Genomic DNA, 19,393 nt, shown 5'->3' with positions numbered 1-19,393 from the left:
TTGGCGCACTGCCCGAACTCGGGCCGTCTGCGGCCTGGCAGCTTTCGGCTGCCGAGGAGCGATCGTGCCGCTTACACCGGGCCGGCGCAGGCCCCAATGCGTGCTCTCCAGTGTCAAGCTGGGACCAAGCCACGCACGATACGGAACATCATAGGAAATGACCGGGGTCCATCGGGCAATCCAACCAGATACCCAGCACGAACATGCTGTTCGATCGAACCGTGAGCGTCGTCAGAAAGTGCCATCAATGTGCTTGTGGTGCTGCCTGGGCCGGCGGTGAAGGTGGCCCAATAGTCCGCGAAGGACGCATACTCGCAATCCACGACAATAGGAATCTCAGTCACGTCAACGAGGCCGATCTTCCGCCACAACGTCGCCTGACCATCCGGCCAGAAGAGCTGGCGCCCCGCCCGCATGGATCTCAGCCTTGCGAAGTCGGTCTCAAGCACGGCGCCGATGTTAATGACGAGGTCGAAGGCGGGCATGCCACCAAAGAACTGAGTAACAGCGGACGCGACCACGCCGCCTGGACGGGTCACGCGCTTCATCTCGGCAACTACCTGTTCAATTTCCGGGATAACGTCCAAGGCCAAGGTGGAAACTGCCGCATCGAAAGAATTGGCGTCGAACCGCAGTTGCCGAACATCGCCATGTTCATATGCGATATTGGGGTGGGATCGTCGACGACGAGCTCCTTCCAGGTATCCCTCCGATACGTCAACACCGATCACATGCGCTCCCGCCTCGGCCAGTGCTTTCGACAACACTCCCGTCCCACATGCTACATCGAGCACGCGATCGCCCCGAGCAACATTGGCACGGCTGAGAAATGGGCTTGCCAGATGTTCGCTCCAGCGCCCTATGAATGTCTCGTAGACGTCGGGATCAGCCCAATTATATCGTAGTTCTGCTGTTTCCATGGCTCGCCATCCTCCCTCCGCCAAGAATGGACCGTCACACGGCCATTCAGGTCGCGCGTATCGCCGTCACACCAGCTCCTAACAGCATCGTTGTGCTTTCCGATCACACCATATCGCAACGTGGGTGGCAACCAACGTTCCTTACCAAGTACGGTACCTCCAGCGGTCATTCGCCGAGGCGGCGACCATCAATCCTACCGCAGCAGGCCTTCGCTCCCGAACTCTTCCCAGCCGCTCAACCCGGTTGCAGCATCGTCAGCGATCGGATCAGCCGCTTTGACGTTCTCCTTTCTCTTCAGCGAACGCGTCAGCTTCGCCTGGTATGCAGCACGCTTCCGGTTTTCTGCCTTCGCCGCCGCGTCTTCCTCGCGCCATTCCTCCACGGCACCGCGATCGAGCAGGTCTTCGACAACCCGCGGATCGAATATGTGGAAGGTGATCCGCCGCGCTCGGCCCTGAAGCCTGACGGTTCGAGTTCCAGCGCTTGGGAGACGGCCGTCCTCCAACCACCGCTTCCTCTCAGAAGCCGTAATCCCCAGAATGTCCTCAATCTCGCGAGGGATGATGGGAAGGCCTGAGATCTCCCGGAGCGCGTCGGACACCATCGACGAGGTCGCGCGGAACGCAGTCTTGGAAATCTCTGGCATGACGAGGGTAAGCCCGCTCGACTGCATATCCAGCGACTTCCTGACTGCGGGAGGCAGGCGAGACCGGATTTCCTGCAGGATTCCCTTCACCCTTACAGCCGATCCGAGCGTCGCCTCCACGGGAAGTGACCACTCCCTGATCAGCTCGGGATCATCGCCTTCCTTGGTTTTCGTCTTCGTCCGGGGCATAGGCGAGCAGATGGGATTGGAAGGAGCGCGCTTCAATGGGCTGCCGGTTGGCGAACTCGAAGTAATCTGGAGATGAACTCCGGCACCTCTGATCGGACATTTCTTTGTTGACGTGCCCCACGATTGCGAACCACCATCAATTGCCGGTTCATTGCCAGAGCACACAAATGCAACCATGAAAGGATTCACATGTTCGAAGGTCTGGACTCCAAAGAGTTGCAACGACGCGAGAATGAAATTTTCTTCAAGGCGATGGAGCGGAAGTGGACTCTGGACGCCGCCGGTGTCTCGCCATCGGACGACAAGCTTTTTTGCCTTTGGAAATGGCAGTTGAGCGAGATCGAAGCCGCTAAGGCCAACGCATCGAGCTGAATGCTGTGTGACCACAGCGGTTCTTCGGAGCCCGCGCAATGCGATTGGAATAGGGGCGCGGGCGGAGTGATCAGTGCCGAGTATCGAGAAGGGGCAGCTCGTCGTCGAAATTCCCGTTGCTCGCGGCATCGTAGGTGTTCACGCTTCGACCACCGCCTCGGGTGCCGAACGCCGTTAACTGCACCATGATGGCGCGTGCGCGTTCGACCGCAGCCTCCTCATCGATGTAGGCGGCATCGGCTACATGAACGGTAACCGCATCGCCATCGTCTCCAAGGAAGTCGACGCGCCAGCCTCCGTTCTCGTGGGCAACTTTGGTGTTCGTCAGATGCATGAGATCATCCTGCCTTCCGACCTTTGAGATCGGCTTCGAGGCTCTTCCGGAGAGCGTCCATGATGTTGACGACGTTTGACGAGGGGGCGATCCCAGGCGCCTTGCCCTTGACCGCCTTCCTCGGCTTCAGCGCCTTCCTCTTTTCGTCGATGAGCTTGAGCAAACTGGTCTGGATCGGATCGCTGGCCATCTCCGGCGACCAGTGAGCCGACTTCCGCTTGATGAGCTTCTCGACGAGAGGAACGAGGTCGGGATCCGCATCTTCGTCTATATCCTCGAAGTACGAATCCTCTGGCCGCACCTCGTCGCCGAACCGCAGGCTCCAAAGAACAATTCCTTCGTCGCGGGGTTCCAGGATGACGGCGCGTTCGCGGCGGCCCATCACCAGCTTCGAGACGCCGAATACCTGGTCCGCCTTCATGGCATCACGGATGACGGCGAATGCCTCGTTGCCAACCGGGTCGTCAGGCATAAGATAATGGGGCTTCTCGAGATAGGTCCACTCGATGGAGTCCGCCGGCACGAACTTTTCGATGTCGATCGTCTTCACGGTGTCCAGCGCGACCCGGTCGAGATCATCTTCGGTCAGGATGACATAGTCATTCTCGCCACGCGCGTAACCCTTGGCCTCGTTTTCGTCCTTGACCGGCTTCCCAGTCACGGAGTCGACATACCGCGAAACCACGCGGTTCCCGGTCGCCTTATTCAGCGTATGGAAGCGAACCTTCTCGGATTCCGACGTCGCCGGTGTCATCGCAACGGGGCATGTGACGAGCGATAGCTTCAGATACCCTTTCCAATAATAGGGAGCCATAGCCGCGATCTCCTGTTAGCTTGCTTTGCGACGCGGAGCAGCTCCGGAAGAGGCGGCTTTCGAGGCCACTCCGCGCGCGGCGCGCTCCCGACCATTGCCTTTGTTGGCATTGGCGGCAGTGCGTTTCGGTTTGTTGCCTCCGGCCGCGCCAGCCTTGAGAAGCCCGGCACTCTCGCGAAGGGCGGCCAGCAGATCGTTCGGTTTCGAGACCTCGACCTTCCTCGGCCTCGGAAGCGCTTTGCCTTCCAGCTTCGCCTTCACGAGCTCCGCCAGGGCGGCTTCGTACCGGTCGTCGAATGTCGCCGGATTGAACTCTCCTCTCTTCGTCGAAATGATGTGCTTCGCAAGGTCGAGCATCTCGCCTTCGATATTCAGCTTCGGCATCTCCTCGAAAGCCTTTTTCGAGGAGCGGACTTCGTAGTCGTAGTTGAGCGTGGTGGCGATCAAGCCCCTGCCGTGCGGGCGTATGAGCACCGTCCGGACTCGCCGGAAGAGAACGGCACGCGCAATTGCGGCGACCTTGGACCTTTTCATGGCCTCGCGGAGGGCAACGAAGGCGTCAGCGTTCATCTTGTCCGGTGTTAGGTAGTATGGCTTGTCGAAATAGATGTCGTCGATCTCGCTGCAGGGGATGAAGGCCTGCACTTCAAGCGTCTTGTTGCTTTCCGGAATCGTCGCGGCCACTTCCTCGGGGTCGATGATGATGTATTGGCCGTCGTCGATCTCGAAGCCTTTCGTCTGGGCATCCCGCTCCACGCTTTCTTCGGTCTCGCTGTCGACGAAGATACGGTTGACGCGATTGCCTGTCTTGGAGTTGATCGTATTGAACGTGATGCGCTCGGACGTGCTGGCGGCCGTGTAGAGTGCCACGCCGCAGCTTACCTCCCCAAACCGCAAGAAGCCCTTCCACTGCGCGCGATGTCCCGATGCCATGGACGGATCCTCCGAATCGCTAGGTCGCGACTCAAAGACGTGCGAAGGTGATTCGTTCCGACTCGAAACGAATCATTTTTCAATGGCTTACGGAATCTCCTTCAGGCAGCGGCTTGTCTCTCCGGCTGGTTGTATGGAGGCCGTTTCATAAGGGCTGTGGTAGCAAAACCCCCCGGGACCTCTCAGTTGGCGAGCCAGGGCAGCTTCGCGTCTCCAGGGAACTACCGGAATCCCTGTGAGTTTCTTCTGTGATTCATAAACACAAGGAGAAACTCGATGGCGCAGTCATCCCGCGGACGCTCTCAGGATCGTGCGAAGGTTGCAGCAGGGCAGGACCACGAGGTCAAGTACGAAGCCCGAAAAGAGGGTGTCTCAAAGGACGCCGTCAAGAAAGCGGTGAAGAGGACGGGCAACTCCCGAAAGAAAGTGGAAGCCGAAATCGGCCGCCACTAGAGAGCCTATCCTCGCCGAAAACCGGGCATCGCCTCCCGTCATCGTGTGGGGCGACTTACCATCGGCCTATTTCACGAACACGGAAGTGACATGCTGCGGCAGGTTCTCCAGGCGTGGATCCACGCGTGCACACGCATCACAGCAGTACCGGAAACGCTTTGGCGCGGCTTCCTTGCTGAACGCCCAATTAAGGATCCTCATCCCGAGGCTCGGATGGGGCCTCACCTTCGGGCCCTCAAAATACCCGACAATTCCTTGACGAAAGCAATCCCCTGAAGACAGCAGATTGGACAGATCCTCGATCTGCGAGTACCTCTGCTTCAGCATGGCACGAGCACTGATTTCGTCCAAACCGGAGCCGTTTGCAGTCTTATCGGCCATGAACCGGAGGAGGCCGATATCCCGGCCCGGGCCACGTCCGCCATCGGTGAGCGTCACTGCGACAGACTGCTTACCATCGCGGCCGGCGCGACCGAACTCCTGCAGATAGTCCTCGACGGAAGCGGGCTGCTGCCAATGGATCACCAGCCGAACATCGGGCACGTCGAGTCCCATTCCAAAGGCGTTCGTGCAGATGATGTGGTTTACCACGGGGAGGCTTTCACCCTGGAAACGCTTGAGGAGCTCCTGACGGTCCCATTCGTTCCCCAGTTTGGAATGATAGAAGGGGATGTTGAGCCCGTTGTTCTTGAGGTCGGCCTGGAGTTCCAGGCCGATGCGTGCGGTCGGAACGAAGACCATGACCTTTCGTCCGGCGAACACCGGGAGCCGCAACAGCGATGCGATCTCATGATGCCGCTCCGACGGCGCCGCCCGCCAGCGAACCATGGCAATGTTCGGCCGATCGACTCCTCGAACGAAGATTTCGGCGTCCTCTATCCCAAGCGATGCTAAGATCCGCTGCTGCATCGCCTGACCTGCGGTCGCCGTGAAAGCAAGGATCGGCGGAGAACCAAGCTTCGAACGGACCTCAGCAAGGCGACCGTACTCTGGCCGGAAATCTCGGCCCCATGCATCGACGCAGTGGGCTTCGTCCACGACCAGGAATTCGGGTCGCCTCTCCGCCAGCGCCTTTCGCTCTTCCCGGCTCTTCACGAAGAAGCGCTCGGGTGCGAGATACAGAAACTTCACCGCATTCGCACGGACCATGTCGTACCGTATTTCCTTCTCCTCGGCACCCAGGCCGCTGTTGACGAAGGTCGCTGGAATTTTCTTCCGGAGAAGTCCAGAAACCTGGTCCGCCATCAGTGTCTTCAGCGGGCTAATCACCATCGTGCAACCATTCCGCAAAATGGCAGGGATTTGGAAGCACAGCGACTTTCCGGATCCAGTCGGGCTGACTACGAGGACAGACTTCCCAGCGAGCGCCGCTAGGACGATCGGAAGTTGCCCGCTCCTGAAATGGGAGACACCGAACAGGCGCAAGACAGGTCCGAAGTTCATTCCGGCTTCAAGGCCACGTGCGTCCCGATCCAGCCAGCGGGCCAGCCGCATCGCCCAGCGTTCGATCGCGCGCCTCGCCAGCCCTCCGGCTAGATTGGGATGATGAGCGGCGTGGCAGCCGTCACATAGTGTCACCAAGTTCGAAAGCTCGTCGGATCCGCCCATGGATCTCGGAAGGAGGTGATGCACGTCAGCCTCGCGCGACTTCAGTTTCGTCGAGCAGGATACGCACTTGAAACCGTCCCGTTCCAGCACCAGACGGCGGGTGTCTTCCCAATTTGCCAATGAACGCGACTCTACCGGTTGTCTGAGCTCGCCATTCTGAAGGAAAGTGCCTGCGAAAGTGTAACCACGACGTCCCGATGAGCTGCGGTTTCGCCCGGCCTACTTCATTGCGACGTGGTCTTTACTGCTGCCTGCTCCGCGAAATTACAATTCCGACTAGATTCCGGCAGGTAAAACATGGATTTTGCAATCATCGCCCAGGGAGCCGGAATGATTAAAGAAACAGCCGCCGAACCCGTACCGCCTTCAATCGAGGAGCGCGACATGATGGCAGCGCATGACCGGCTGGAGCGCGAACTTATCAGAGTGGTCGCCTCCGAACCTGGAGCAACGGTGTCGCTTCGGATCGACGGTCAAATGTCATTCCCGCTCGTGAGTGGCCGACTAGGCATCATTGGCGAACTGCAGTTCCAGGCGTTCAGCTCAAGTTTAGTCGAAAGGGGGTTGGCGCACTGTGTCGAGGGCACATTTCCGTGCGTGGAAATCGCTCTGACGGAGGCCGGACGATCTTTCCTTACATCAACTCCATTTTTTCTCAAAGTAGAAGCCAGAGTTCCAGGCAGACAGAAGGCCGGGCAGGCTATCCCAGTGGCTACCCGCGACAACATTCCGGATCCGGCCGCCATCATGCGGGCTGTCGTTCAAACACTCGCGACTGGAGGGCCCCGGCGGCAAGGGAAACTGCTTCCCCTCATGTCCGAGCTTCTTGGATATCCTCTCGACCTTGCATGCTCTTGCAAACCTGTAGAGGGACAGAAGCTGGCGCAGCGCAATTTTTCGCGAGCGATGGATGCACTCAACGGCGCTGCCGCGATCACCAAGCAGGGCAAGTCGCTCCGCCTAACCCCTGTCGCCAAAGCCAAGTTGAACTCAGGAAAATTGAGATTGCCCCGGGTGGTCCCTGACGGCGACCGCAGGAAGAAGCGGCCATCTGAGGTAGCCACGATGAGTGGTCGGAGCAATAGCGAACTCCTGGCCATGTGGAAGAATGCGATCAGGATACTTGCTAATCCTCTTTTGCGAGCGTCGCATTCTGCCGCGAACAAGATGATCAACGATGTGAACCTGGAATGGGAGCGACGTGCAGTCGAAATGGATGAGGGACGGTTCCCATGGCCTTCGACGGAGGCGAAAGGAGGGAATGGGCTGCTTTCGCTATCGAATGTTATTCCGGAAGGGATGCTCGCATTCTTGGAATACCGCGTCGGCCGCGTTCAAGGTGAACCCGAAGCAGTTCGGCGAGGGATATTGGCGAGGGTATTTGAGGGTGCACTTCCCCCGGTTTTTCCAAAGTCCTATATGACTGATTGGGGTACGAAGGGCAGCCCCGCACGGCTCCAGAAGATCGCAGTCTCGATCGCCGCATTTGTCAGAAACAATAAGCGACGTCGGACCGGTGATTTCAGCGACGCCATCAGGGAATGGGAGGGCGACCTCGACTGGTTGTATCGCACCTATTATGTCGGCCGTTTCCAATTTGCTTCCGGATGGCCTGAAACATCAGTATGACACTCTGGCCGAATGCATATGGTACGCCGAACTGAACCTACTAGAAGGTCCGTCCTCACCGATCCCTTGAGCAATGCATAACCGGCCGACGTGGGCGAGAATACCTTGCGGCGGCATTGCGGATCTATCATCGAGCAGCACATCGTACGGGCGGAGCGCAAAAAGAACGTAAGCCTTTGCCGCGATGCCGAAGGCGAGGTCTCGCTCGCGCGATCCCCGACCCACATCCAAGGGCCGCGTGCGTTCATCAACGGCATCAAGCCGGTGGTTTTCGAGTTTCGTTCGAATCCTAAGAGTCTGAGCGCGTGGGGTTGCCTAGATCTACGTACCCCAGGTCGACCGAACCTATTCCTTCAGCCAGCAACTTTGGGTGACGTAGGTGCCATCGAGCTTGCTCAAGAACGGTGCGGGTCAACTGATCGTTGTTACGCACGACACGATATCGCCCGGCCTCGACGGGAACGATCCTGCCCGAATCTTCGTCAACTAGATAAATGCAGTCCATCATTGGCGCTGTGATCCTGTCTCTGACTGATCAAGCGTGACCTGGGATCGGGATGAATGCAAGCGCTTCAACATTGCAGGGCCCCTACCTCAGCCACAAATAGCTCAGGGACCTCCAAGTGCGGCGTTCAATAGATTTGCCAATCGAGTTGCCGCAAGAGACACCTGTTGCTCAGATGTGCTCCTCGCATTTTTCTCGTAGTCCCTGGTCAGCTCCGGCCTGTCGCCCTTTAAAACTGGATCGGCATAGGCGTAGGTCTTCGCTAGTTCGAAGCTTTCCTGTGCCCATGCCGCCGGATCGGAGATAGCCGCTTTGTCGGTGGGCGGGGCAGGGATCTTCGGGGTCGAAACGACGACGCCATCAACGGTCTTGGTATCGAATCCATCGAACAGAGCACCGAACACCGTCGAGTACCCGCCGAACTCTGAATCCCAATAAGCATGCAAGTTCACTGGGACGCCGGTCGCCGGAATGACGTTGATCTCGTTGCCACCACGGTCTCCGGTGTCCGGCTCATGCTTCGCATCATGGATCTTTGTGAACCTGTCATCGAAAAGCGTAACCGCATGCAGCGGCTGATGGACGTCACCCACAAGATGGAGCAGCCAGACGAGATCGTACGATCGTACGTCGTCCGATTTGCCGGAAGATTTGGGAAGGGCATCAGTGAATAGCTTGATCTGCGTGACCGCATCGACGGGGTCGCCTTCGGGCGGCTGCTTGCCATCGATCCGAAACGCGATGTCCTTGAAGTGCCAGTACCCGTGAATGAGGAGATCCTTGTACCCGATATTTCGGCCAGCCTGCGCTGTCTTAGGTCCGTCCTTCGCTCTATCGCTTGCTGTCCTGTAGGCAGCGTAAGTCTTGATGTCGTCGGCCCATGCCGCTGCTCGCACGAAGGTATAGCGGTCGACATCGACCGGTTGGTGATCCGGAGCGTCGGGGATGGCACGAACCCATTGCTGGTAGTCAGGATTCAGCCTGACCAGACGGTTGGCCTCCGCCTTGGCGGCTGGGCTGAGCTGTTCGTAGGCCATGGCTGCAATGCGCATGTGGCCTTCGTCCCACCAGGCATAAGCCGCCGTCGACCACAGCGCCGAAGAAATGATAAATAGCGTTCGCAGCATCTATGCCTCCCAAGGGATTTGCTCATGGACATTTGTACTGTGCGGCCTGGCGGATGGGTCGCCTCAGCGACCAGGGGATAGTACTCAGTGCGTGGCGCAGAGCTGTGCGAGACCAGCCCTTGTGGGCGACTGCGAGAACTCGTCGAACTCAAAATGGAAGGACCCAGGGAGACGGAGCCTGTAGGTGCCGAATTTGAAGTATGGCCCGGCTAGAGGGAAGTTGTCCTTCTTCTTCAAGGTGGCCCCGATATTGCCTTTGACCGAGACGATCTTCTCTCCGTTCGCCCAGATATCGATCTCGCCGGAACGCCGAGGACCATATTCGTTGTCGGTGCGGCCGGGCTTTACCCGGTAGATCATGTCGACCCAGCCCTTGCGTGGATCGGGCAGCGGGCGGTTTGCTTCCGGAACAATCTCGATATCCGCCTTGCCGATGTACTTTTCCGGCTCCGCGACGAAAGCGAGCGACCGGAACTGGGAGACCAGGTCTCCATCGCCGGGGAGCCCAAGGGCCTGCGACAGGGCCTTGGCGTCTGAATCCTTCGCCTCAGGGCCCATGCTCTGCATCAAATTTTGGCTGAAGAATTGCTTCGAGACTTCCGGCGCGTTCCTGCTGATAAGGTCGAGGGACTGAAGGGACTTGATTGCATTCACGTTCTGCTCGTTGAACTCGAGATTTCCAAGCAGGTTCTGCGCGGTGAGAAGTGCGTCGGGATCTCCCTCCGCCTTCGCGACCACACGTCGGACATCGTTGTCCTGGACGGTGATGTGGAAGACGCCGTTGTCGAAGCGCTGGGCGATCATTGGACTGCTGTCGCCCGGACCTTTCCATTGTCCAATGACGGATCTTGCGCTGCCCGTGGATGGCACGTCACCCGTGATCTTGAAGCTGAACGAGTACCACACCTCGTCACCGAAGGTCGGCCACGACTTCTTGACCGTTCGCAGTTCCGCCCTCTGGCAATCGTCCTCGCATTCGAGGCCGTCGTCGCCTTCTTTCGTGACTATGTCGATGGCAGCGCTCCCGCAGCGACCGGGTTTGGTGAACTCGATCTGGTGCGAGAGAACCTGCTGCGTCGTCCATTTTGAGACATCCAGTTTCGAGCCATCAAAATGGTCGTCTAGTCCAGCAGCAGACGCCGCGCCGCTTGTCGTGATTATCACCGCAAAAAGGACTGATCTCATCTGCATCCCCCAGCTCAATGAGATGAAGAACTACTACCATGTTCACTCTAAGTTGTATATCTCGCCCGCAGACTTTTTTCGGGCGAAAGCAACCGTTAGCTGCCGCGTGCCCCCGAGCCTTGCGTCGAACGACAATCGAACGAGCGGATGTCGGCAGCGCTCCTGGAGGCAGCCGATCTCATCCGGACTCTGTGGGTTGCCCTCTACAGCGGCGTCCGGATCAGCACGCTCTTCGGGAACAGACGGGCAGGTTGCAATACCTTCACCCAGGCTGTCCGGCTCTTTAGCGTGCCGCCGACTGCGCCAGCCCCCATACAGAGCTTTGTCCCATATCCTTGTTGAGCCGCCCCGCGGCGGCCTTGATGGACGAGGGCGGCCACCGTGCTTCCTCCGGTAATCCAAGGATGCTATCGTGTGCCACCTCAGCCATCATTCATGCAGCGTAAGAGGGAACGCCATGACTGCGGCACGGCCAATCGGTTCGGGAATCCCGCGTATCGGCATACTGCTCGCAGGTGACCGATCATATCCGAGCTTCGCCGCCTTCCGCGATGGCCTGAGCGCGCTAGGGTATATCGACGGTCAAATGTTCGAAATGGAAGCCCGTTTTGCGGAAGGCCTATTTGATCGCCTCCCAGGCTTCGCCGAGGAGTTGATTGCTCTCGGGGTAGACGTCATCGCCGTGATCGGCGCGGTGACGTTCCAGGCCGTCCGTCGCGCAACTTCGGATATCCCTATTGTCTTCGCAGTCGTGCTCGATCCCGTCGCCGCCGGTCTGGTGACCGATGCGGATCGGCCGGGCGGAAACGCCACAGGCGCAACCAACTACGACCCGGAACAGGCGAAAAAACAAATCAGAATCCTCAAGCAAACCGTGCCTGGCCTCTCCCGGCTGGCGATCCTCGGGGATGCAGGCGTGCCGGATACGCTGCCGAACCTCTATATGGCGGAAGCCAGGGCTGCGGGATTGTCTCCCCAGATGGTACTGCTGAAGGGATCCGAAGACATCGAGGAAGCCTTCGCGACTTTCACCGGCCAGCAGGCAGACGCCCTGCTGTCGCTCGAAGTGCCGCGCACCAGCACTTATGGCGCGAGGATCATCGAAGGGGCGGTATCCGCACGGCTGCCGACGATGTTCGGCAGAGACCTCGCCCGCTACGAGCCGGTGCTCGCCTACGGCACGAGCCTCGCAGCCGCAGCGCGGCAGATGGCCCGGATGGTGGATCGCGTTCTCAAAGGAGCAAAGCCGGGCGACATGCCCATCGAATGGGTCAAACAACCCGAGCTGATCGTCAACCTCAGCGCTGCCCGAAAGATTGGGATTCCCATTCCGCCGGAGCTGCTCGCAATCGCGGATGAGGTCATCGAGTAATAACCGGCGGTCAGCTCCTCCTGCGAGCTGCCGGACCGGAGATTGCCACCTTTCGGCAGGCGGGGCAGGATCTTCGGCATTGAACCGACGACGCCACCAACGCTTGCGGCGACTCGGTCCCATCGCTACCTTCAAGGTGCTCCCGCCATCATACGTAGTCGCAATGTGCTGCCCTCGAGCTCAGCGACCCTTCGTGGAGCATGTTTCTCCGAATATATGAGGAACTGACGATGCTCGCTCAACGAGATAACACAGCCGACACAAATCCAGTGGACGCAGCCATGGCATGGCACGGCGGCGACCCACGAGCCACCATCGAAGCCCTTCTTCAGGATCGCGTCCGGCTTCAGGAGCAGCTCGCCATCGCGAAGGCCTGCATGGGAAAAGGCTATACCCGCGGATGGATGCCCGGCGCCGAATTCGAGCAGTGATGGTTCAAACGCCCGACAGCAGCATCCCATCATTCGTCGCCGAGCTTGTAAGGGCTGCGAACGAAATCGAACGGGTAACGCCTTCAGAAGTTCGGAAACTGCTGTTCCGCGCGATAACGACAGTGAGCGATCTCCGGGAGCAGGTCGGAATCCCGGGGAGCGGGACCGGACACGACGCGATCGTCGGCCTCAACGCGGTTGCAGATCACATAGAGCGACAATCTAACGAGCGGATGTCGGCAGCGCTCCTCGAGGCTGCCGATCTCGTTCGGACCCTATGGATTGTCCTCGACAGCGGCGTCGAGATCACCACGATCTTCAGGAATTAGGTGACTACTTCGTTCGGCAAGGCGGGCAATTCGGACCCAGCCCACACGAGACCCCGCCGACCATTAAGCAAAGTTGCAAGATCAGGTTGAAATCGACACCTCAAAGGCTCTACTTTCCGACGGGTCTGGGGAGCTCGCATGTCTGTCATCTGCCGCGTAATCAGCGCCGCTGGCCTGTCGATGGCCATCGCTTCGCAATCCTTTGCCGACGAACCCATGTCCTCGGGAACGGGTTTCGCGGTCACAGCGGACGGATGGATTCTCACCAATGCTCATGTGGTGCAGGATTGCGGACGCATCGAGGTGAAGGGAAAGGGCGATGCCGCGGATCCCCGCATCGATGCGACCAATGATTTGGCGGTCGTGAAGATCACGGCCAGCGAGCCACTAGTGCCGCTGGCATTCCGAAAGTCTGCAACAAGGCTCGGCGAGGACATCGTTGCCGTGGGATACCCTCTGGCGACGCTGCTAGCGGATTCTGTGAAGATCACCACGGGCAACGTGAACGCACTCGCGGGAATCCGCAACGACACCAGATACATCCAGATCTCGACACCAATCCAGCCAGGCAACTCAGGTGGCCCTGTCGTGGATCGCAACGGATTCCTTCTTGGGATCACGAGCGCGACATTGTCCAAGAAGATCGCAGACGACATCGGTATCACTGCTCAGAACGTGAATTTCGCGATCCGCGCGTCGGTTGCCGAGTTGTTCCTGCAGTCTCAGAGTCTCGTTGATCAAGCCGCTGATACAACTGAGAACGCGGAAGCCTTGTCGACAGCCGATCTTGCTGATCGCGTCACGCCGTCGGTCTTCCAGATCCTGTGCTATCCCAAGGCCGACGCGCGCGTGGCCTTCACCCCTGAGACGCCGAATTCTCTACAGACTCAGCCTCCGGCAAACTCTGTCAATCTGCCCGCTGCCGATGCCGCTACCGTTCAAGCGTCGCTCGAAGTTCCTAGGGCTCGAAGTGGCTTCGTGCGTCATCCCAAAGGAATAGCGCCGATCAAATCTGCGGCCGACGGGGATGCGAAGACGATCGGAGAGGCGCCAAACGGAAGTCCCGTGGAGGTCACTGAACTACTAAGCGACTGGTATCGCGTCACCATCGGAGGATTCAGTGGGTATATGCACTATTCGTGGGTTCGAGTGAATGAATTCGAGGAACCTGCTGGTGACGGACGCTTCGTGCAGATCAAATCTTTCCGGACACTCGAAGACGCCCGCTCGTTCATCAAAGCCTCGTCGGTTCCGCTCGCGGCACATCTGGCGGCGAACGGCTGGATCGCCGTGACACTGCACGATGTCTACGGCGAGCAGGAAGCGAAGGATCTGTCAAACGCTCTCAAGACGCACGGGCTCATCGCGAAGGATGCCATGGTGACCTTCGGAAACACTTACGTCCGCAAGGTCTGCTGCGACTGACATCAATGAGAGGACTCACGAGGTGCGAGAGGATGTACCACTTGGTTCGCGACATCGATGAGGTCCGCCGGACACAGAGCTGGACAAGGTCGCGAGCGTCCTCGATCACTCCTTCGCGTCCGAGAGGTGTTAAAGTGGAAGGTACGTTGAACGGAGCTTGCGGCACGAGCTTGTTTTTGGGCGCCGCAGCCATCTTTCTAGCGATAGCAATGGCGGCACAAGCTGCGAACACTCCCTGCAGTGGCAGGAAGGGCGGTATCGCAGGATGTCAGGGTGACACCTTCATTTGCAATGATGGTTCGGTCTCCGCGAGCAAGCGGTCATGCTCAGCGTACATGGGAGGCGCCGTTGGCCTTCTGGGCGGCAGCACATCACAAATGTCTCCCGCTGTCGGCGCGGATTGTTCCTGTCGATCCGGAGCATATTGCACAGGTCCGAAGGGAGGTCGGTACTGCATGACCGACGGAGGGCAGAAGAGCTACCTGCGAAAGTGATTGTGCGTTTCGGCCCACGTGAGGAGGGAGGCGAGGTTGAGAGCGGTTCTGGGAATCGACGCCGCTTGGACTGAGCACGAACCGAGCGGGGCTGCCTTGATTGTCGATCTTGGCTCCGGCTGGCGGCTCGTCGAGGCCGCGAGCTCCTACACTGCCTTCGTCTCTCACAAAGATGCCGATCCTATTGTTCGCCACCGAGGCTCGCTTCCGGACGTGCCGTCGTTGCTCGCGGCAGCGCACGGAAAACTCGGCGGGATTGTCGACTTGGTTGCGATCGACATGCCACTATCATTGACCCCAATAATCGGCCGCCGCACGTCGGACAACTTGATCTCCTCTGAATACGGAGCCAGGCATGCGAGCACGCACACGCCTAGCGTGACACGCCCGGGAAAGCTTAGTGATGAGCTGAGGATCAGGTTCGAGGCTGCCGGATATCCGCTCGCGGTGTCCGACCCGAGCGGCCGCGCGCTGCTCGAGGTCTATCCGCATCCCGCGCTCATCGAATTGGCCTCGGCAGATCGGCGGCTCCCGTACAAGCACTCAAAAAGCCGCAAGTATTGCCGAACGAAAGCCCCGCTGTCCGGCGGCAAAACCTCTTCGAAACCTGGAGGCGGATCGTCACGCTGCTGGATGCTCGAATACAAGGAGCGAGGGATGCTTTGTCGCTGCCGTCTTCAGATGCACGCGGTTTCGAAATGAAGGGATTCGAGGATGCGCTCGACGCGGTCGTCTGCGCCTGGGTTGGAGCATGCATGATGGATGGGCGGGCGAAGGCGTACGGGGATGTGGAGTCGGCGATCTGGATACCTGCCCGCGTCGCTCTCAGGTTCCAGGTGACACAGTCCAGCTCGTGAAGGTTAGCAACCATTCTGCGCCCGGATGGCCTGCATGAAGTCGCGCCCGTCGCGCTTTACCGTGGTGATTGTCGCGGATCCATCGCATGCCTGCTTGCCATTGCGGAACCGATACCTGACAGCGAAACGGCTGTCGCCGGTCCGATGGACGTCGACCAGCGTGATCGGCTCGGACAGTGATCCATAGAAGCCAGTCAGCGCCTGCGGACTGAACGGTCCCTTCCTCGTCTTCTCCGGAACAACAAATGTCGATGCGAGCCTGCCGTCGCCAGAGTGTAGGGCGGTATAGAACGCTTCGATCGTCGTCGCGGCCGTTCCATAGCTCTCGGTAATATCCCGGCCGGAGGAGATTGCTTTCACCCATGCGAGGAGCGGACGGTGATGATGACCCGTCATCGCGGCCATCGGGTTGACGACCTCGACGAAGACATCAGTGTCCCGAAGCCGCGACATCTCCTTTCCGGTCGTCTCGTTTGGAACGAGTTGCACTTCGTCGAACATGTGCTGTGGATCAGCGAAGTCGTCACCCGTGATGCATATGGGCTGATCAAGCTTGAGAATATAGCCGGGCTCGGGCGTGTCGCCTTTTTGAACATCCTCGAAGTTGGGAGGTCCCGCGAATATGTGATGGCTGAGATGGCCGCTGAGTTGGGAGGGCTCCTGCTTCGAGACGTCGTAACAGACAGCTTGCGCTGACTGTGCGCAGGTAAGGGCCGCAGCGGCCATGCAGAGCAAGGCATACGTTTTCATCGGTTCGCCTCCGGTTTCGCCGCCGAAGTTAGATCGTTTTCGAGGTACGGGGAAGAACAGCACTTATCCAAGCGGTATATCCAGGGCGTCGGCGACCCAAGTTCGCTCGAATTCAGAAAGCTGCGATGACCTGTTCGTCACGGCCGCCGACAGCCGACTCACGAGTGAGGAATAGGTGTCACCGCTCCTATGGAAGCGTTCCGTGATCTGTATCGGGACGCCTTCCTCATCGAGGTTCTTGAGCTCTTCCGCGCGAAACCAACGGGCCAGACTATGCAGGAACAGGTGATAGTCGGCTTCCGGATGCTTCCGCTTCACGTAGATCTCGATGATGGAGAAGATTTGCGGAAGGCCGTACTCGCATGCTCGCAGGAACTTGAACACCAAATCGAAGTCCTGCTCCTTTTCTTTGAGCGTGTCATCGTGCTCGCGGAGGAATTCCTTCATGGTCCTTGCCTTGCGGAGGCGGCTTATCCGTAGGACGAGTTGCGCCTCCGACTTCGCTCCGTAGTCGCTCACCTTCTTGACCTGCGTGATGACGTTCACGAGAACCCTGATGGTGTCGTAGCTAGGCTGTCCCCTGAATACCAGTTGGCTGCTGAAGCGTAGCCTGTTCTCCACGATGCGTTTGATCTCAGCCACGACTTCCAGGCCGATGGACGCCGCAAGACGCAATCCGGCAGGATCGAGATCAAGGCTCCTCTTAAGCTCGGAAATCCGGTCCTCTACAACTTCGGACTTGTCTTCGTCCTCAAGGAACACAACGTAGTCGTCCGGGGCATTGTCGTCGTCGGAGAAGACGGTGGGCGACACCTCCATCTCGACCTTCTCCGGAGGTTCGTTGAAGAGGAATACACGGCCAACATGGTGTTCGCCGAGCCTGCCAGCCCGCCCTTTGATGTTCGAAAACGTGAAGAAGTCATAGTCGGCGCGCTTGATCTGCTTGTCGTAGATGAGGACGGTCTTGGCGGCGGTGTTCACGCCTTCGATCAGCGTCGAAGTGCAGAACAGGACGGGCAGGTTTCCGGCGTTGAAGAGACGCACCATATGCGATGCGATCGCTCGCGGTATCCTGCCATGATGAACCGCAAAGCCGAACTTCACGCTGCGAACCACTGACCATCGGCTACCCACGTTCTCGGCAAGCCAGCCGGCAAATTCGCCGCGTCCTTCGGTGACGGCCATCTCGTCCGCTGCCTCCGACGCCAATGCGTTTGCCTTGTCGGGGCTGGAAACGAACACGAGAGCAGGCCAGTTTTCATCCTTGCCGATCTCTTCCAGGAGGCGCTCGTGCTTGTCCGTGCTTCCTCGAAGATCGAAGGTATCGACGGCCACGGTGGCGAAGCGTGTCTTTATGAAGTTGAACTGCCATCGTTCGGCCCCCGAGACGCGGACCGTATCGATGTTCGGGCCGAGGAAGAAGAACTGGCGGGACCGGGCGAGGAGCCTGTAGACGGCTGCATTCAGGGACGCACTCCGTTCATCCTTCCGATCCGCATCCAGCTTGTAGAACTCGTCCACAACCGTCAGGTCGAGAGAACCGAGATCGTCGCGGTTCAGGAGCCGTTCCTGGGTGCCGAGGAAAATCGTGGGACCGTCACCGACGACATCGCCAGGGTGCATGATCACATCGAAGCGATCCCGGAAGCGTCGACGCAACCTTCGGCGGAACTCATCGAGGAGTGCGATGGTCGGCAGGACGATCGCACTCCTCCTGTACCTGTTGGTAGCCAGAAGTGCGTCGATCAGCAGGCTCTTTCCGAAGCTAGTTGGAGCGCTCAGGATAACGTTGCGGCCCACGAGAAGATCGTTGAGTACGGCGATCTGCTCCCTGTGGAACGTGACACCCAGCTCATCTGCTGTAACGGCTTCCGCAACGATGGCGTCCGCGGTGTCGGCTGCGCTCTTGTCGATGTAGTTCCACAATCCAGTTGCTCGGGCGAGCGCGCTGTAGGCTTCCCGGAAGCTGTTGAGTTCGGGCCGAGTGCCTATAAGATCGGCAAGTCGAGGAACGACCTCGAGCAGTCTTGGGTCCTCGGCATCGGCGCCATTGATCGCCGCCGACGCAGATCTCAGGAGGCGGAATACGCTTCGCTTGAGGTCGTCGCCGGAGCTTCGACCTACCTCACGCCAGTCAACCGCTTCGAATGTCATGCGGACAATCCCTTCAGCTTCCTTTCGAAGGCTTCCGCAAGGCCTGTCTTGGATCCCAGCGGAACGTATATCAGCAATATCCGTATCTTGTGCTGCAGCCCGGACCGCTCGAGTTTGTCGGCGAGGGTCTTCAACTCCGGTTTCAGATTATCGACGTAAGCATTGTCCAGGATCTTGTGCTTGGCAGCGGCAGGGCTATCGCAGGCGATGCATATGGGAAACACGGCCGCGGAGATCAGATCATCGATGGACGTCTCGCTGGCGAAGAGCTCGCGGATTTCCGTGTGGTGATTGATGTCTTTCGAGATTTGCGGTCCCATGATCAGCTTCTCGTTTCTGAGAAACCCCTGTTCGATATGGGTTTCTACGGATTCGATCGCCGCAGCCACCGCCTCCGATCCTGACTCGTAGAACTTCGCTTCGCCCAGCCAGAGTTCGAACTTGCCTTCGCCGAGATACCGGACGTGTGCCATGTCAAATGACTTAACCACGTCATTCGAGGACGTCAGGTAGAACACGCGCGGTGCGATCGGGATCGTGCCGAAGAAGTCCCGGCAGATGGCATGCAGCAGGATTTCGCCTATCTCCCCGCGGCGCTTGTAGTTGTCGCTCGTGTAGACTCTGACGGCCGCCTGCTTCAGCTTCACGTAGGAGTTGGCATGATTCACATCGAGTTCGTCCTCTTTGAGGGCGTAGTCCGACATCCACGCGATCAGGTGCTCTGCCAGGGCTTCGCAATGACCTTGCCCCCAAGTTTTATCCAGTTTTGAGTTCGCTCCGGCGGTTTTGGGTTGCTGTGTTCGGGGCGGTAGCGGCGGGTTGCGGTGCGGAGCCATTTCGGCTGCGCAGCACCGCATCACGTCGC

The 19,393-nt window shown here is 58.8% G+C and carries 19 protein-coding genes; 8 read left to right on the top strand and 11 right to left on the bottom strand.

What is annotated here, in order from left to right; translation table 11 throughout:
• Positions 1 to 113 precede the first annotated feature (113 nt).
• Together EEQ99_RS30355 and EEQ99_RS30350 are read right to left on the bottom strand one after the other, a co-directional pair.
• Positions 114 to 920: a class I SAM-dependent methyltransferase gene (locus EEQ99_RS30355; protein ID WP_127431609.1), complete on the bottom strand. Its 807-nt coding sequence runs from the start codon at positions 918 to 920 to the stop codon at positions 114 to 116.
• A gap of 194 nt (positions 921 to 1,114) precedes the next feature.
• Positions 1,115 to 1,756: a hypothetical protein gene (locus EEQ99_RS30350; protein WP_127431608.1), complete on the bottom strand. Its 642-nt coding sequence runs from the start codon at positions 1,754 to 1,756 to the stop codon at positions 1,115 to 1,117.
• A gap of 189 nt (positions 1,757 to 1,945) precedes the next feature.
• Between EEQ99_RS30350 and EEQ99_RS30345 the strand changes: the two genes are divergently transcribed.
• Complete coding sequence (locus EEQ99_RS30345) at positions 1,946 to 2,128, top strand: hypothetical protein (protein WP_127431607.1); 183 nt, start codon at positions 1,946 to 1,948, stop codon at positions 2,126 to 2,128.
• A gap of 70 nt (positions 2,129 to 2,198) precedes the next feature.
• Here EEQ99_RS30345 and EEQ99_RS30340 read toward each other — a convergent pair whose 3' ends face one another.
• The 3 genes from EEQ99_RS30340 to ku (EEQ99_RS30330) are packed head-to-tail and all read right to left on the bottom strand — an operon-like array spanning position 2,199 to position 4,209.
• Positions 2,199 to 2,462: a hypothetical protein gene (locus tag EEQ99_RS30340; protein WP_127431606.1), complete on the bottom strand. Its 264-nt coding sequence runs from the start codon at positions 2,460 to 2,462 to the stop codon at positions 2,199 to 2,201.
• Positions 2,463 to 2,466: 4 nt separating this feature from the next.
• Positions 2,467 to 3,276, bottom strand: coding sequence for a non-homologous end joining protein Ku (gene ku / locus EEQ99_RS30335; RefSeq protein WP_127431605.1), 810 nt, complete (start codon positions 3,274 to 3,276; stop codon positions 2,467 to 2,469).
• Between the two features lie 15 nt (positions 3,277 to 3,291).
• Positions 3,292 to 4,209 carry a non-homologous end joining protein Ku gene (gene ku, locus EEQ99_RS30330; protein ID WP_127431604.1) on the bottom strand — a complete coding sequence of 306 codons (918 nt, stop codon included), beginning with the start codon at positions 4,207 to 4,209 and terminating at the stop codon, positions 3,292 to 3,294.
• 276 nt (positions 4,210 to 4,485) lie between these two features.
• Here ku (EEQ99_RS30330) and EEQ99_RS30325 point away from each other — a divergent pair, with 276 nt between their 5' ends.
• The gene (locus EEQ99_RS30325; protein ID WP_127431603.1) at positions 4,486 to 4,662 is read left to right on the top strand and encodes a DUF3606 domain-containing protein; all 177 of its coding nucleotides are present in this window, start codon (positions 4,486 to 4,488) and stop codon (positions 4,660 to 4,662) included.
• Between the two features lie 66 nt (positions 4,663 to 4,728).
• On the opposite strand, the gene EEQ99_RS30320 is transcribed toward EEQ99_RS30325, so the two are convergent.
• Positions 4,729 to 6,390: a RecQ family ATP-dependent DNA helicase gene (locus tag EEQ99_RS30320; protein WP_127431602.1), complete on the bottom strand. Its 1,662-nt coding sequence runs from the start codon at positions 6,388 to 6,390 to the stop codon at positions 4,729 to 4,731.
• Between the two features lie 177 nt (positions 6,391 to 6,567).
• Here EEQ99_RS30320 and EEQ99_RS30315 point away from each other — a divergent pair, with 177 nt between their 5' ends.
• Positions 6,568 to 7,899: a hypothetical protein gene (locus EEQ99_RS30315; protein ID WP_127431601.1), complete on the top strand. Its 1,332-nt coding sequence runs from the start codon at positions 6,568 to 6,570 to the stop codon at positions 7,897 to 7,899.
• Between the two features lie 609 nt (positions 7,900 to 8,508).
• On the opposite strand, the gene EEQ99_RS30310 is transcribed toward EEQ99_RS30315, so the two are convergent.
• Positions 8,509 to 9,531, bottom strand: a complete 1,023-nt coding sequence (locus tag EEQ99_RS30310) for a S1/P1 nuclease (RefSeq protein ID WP_127431600.1) — start codon at positions 9,529 to 9,531, stop codon at positions 8,509 to 8,511.
• An 84-nt stretch (positions 9,532 to 9,615) separates the two neighbouring features.
• A complete protein-coding gene (locus EEQ99_RS30305) occupies positions 9,616 to 10,716 on the bottom strand; it encodes a heparin lyase I family protein (RefSeq protein ID WP_127431599.1) in 1,101 nt (366 codons plus the stop codon).
• Positions 10,717 to 11,173: 457 nt separating this feature from the next.
• Here EEQ99_RS30305 and EEQ99_RS30300 point away from each other — a divergent pair, with 457 nt between their 5' ends.
• The 5 genes from EEQ99_RS30300 (at position 11,174) to EEQ99_RS30275 (ending at position 15,469) form a co-directional block, all read left to right on the top strand.
• Entirely contained in the window at positions 11,174 to 12,088 is a 915-nt protein-coding gene (locus EEQ99_RS30300) for an ABC transporter substrate-binding protein (protein ID WP_127431598.1), read from the top strand.
• 281 nt (positions 12,089 to 12,369) lie between these two features.
• Positions 12,370 to 12,519 carry a dehydrogenase gene (locus EEQ99_RS30295; protein ID WP_308422565.1) on the top strand — a complete coding sequence of 50 codons (150 nt, stop codon included), beginning with the start codon at positions 12,370 to 12,372 and terminating at the stop codon, positions 12,517 to 12,519.
• The gene (locus tag EEQ99_RS30290; RefSeq protein WP_127431596.1) at positions 12,519 to 12,848 is read left to right on the top strand and encodes a hypothetical protein; all 330 of its coding nucleotides are present in this window, start codon (positions 12,519 to 12,521) and stop codon (positions 12,846 to 12,848) included. The genes EEQ99_RS30295 and EEQ99_RS30290 overlap by 1 nt, the downstream gene beginning before the upstream one ends.
• 138 nt (positions 12,849 to 12,986) lie before the next feature.
• Positions 12,987 to 14,273 carry a trypsin-like peptidase domain-containing protein gene (locus tag EEQ99_RS30285; protein WP_127431595.1) on the top strand — a complete coding sequence of 429 codons (1,287 nt, stop codon included), beginning with the start codon at positions 12,987 to 12,989 and terminating at the stop codon, positions 14,271 to 14,273.
• A 530-nt stretch (positions 14,274 to 14,803) separates the two neighbouring features.
• A complete protein-coding gene (locus EEQ99_RS30275) occupies positions 14,804 to 15,469 on the top strand; it encodes a DUF429 domain-containing protein (RefSeq protein ID WP_280178101.1) in 666 nt (221 codons plus the stop codon).
• 158 nt (positions 15,470 to 15,627) lie between these two features.
• Here the strand turns inward: EEQ99_RS30275 and EEQ99_RS30270 are convergent, their stop codons facing one another.
• The 3 genes from EEQ99_RS30270 to EEQ99_RS30260 all read right to left on the bottom strand — a co-directional run bounded on the left by EEQ99_RS30270 (position 15,628) and on the right by EEQ99_RS30260 (position 19,232).
• Positions 15,628 to 16,374, bottom strand: a complete 747-nt coding sequence (locus tag EEQ99_RS30270) for a hypothetical protein (protein WP_127431594.1) — start codon at positions 16,372 to 16,374, stop codon at positions 15,628 to 15,630.
• A 63-nt stretch (positions 16,375 to 16,437) separates the two neighbouring features.
• Positions 16,438 to 18,528, bottom strand: a complete 2,091-nt coding sequence (locus EEQ99_RS30265) for a DEAD/DEAH box helicase (protein ID WP_127431593.1) — start codon at positions 18,526 to 18,528, stop codon at positions 16,438 to 16,440.
• Positions 18,525 to 19,232, bottom strand: a complete 708-nt coding sequence (locus EEQ99_RS30260; RefSeq protein ID WP_174824516.1) for a HamA C-terminal domain-containing protein — start codon at positions 19,230 to 19,232, stop codon at positions 18,525 to 18,527. Before EEQ99_RS30260 ends, EEQ99_RS30265 begins: the two co-directional genes overlap by 4 nt.
• Positions 19,233 to 19,393: the final 161 nt, after the last annotated feature.

The organism is Rhizobium anhuiense (genome assembly GCF_003985145.1).
GTDB lineage: Bacteria > Pseudomonadota > Alphaproteobacteria > Rhizobiales > Rhizobiaceae > Rhizobium > Rhizobium anhuiense.
This window is presented reverse-complemented; position numbering and strand designations above follow the sequence as displayed.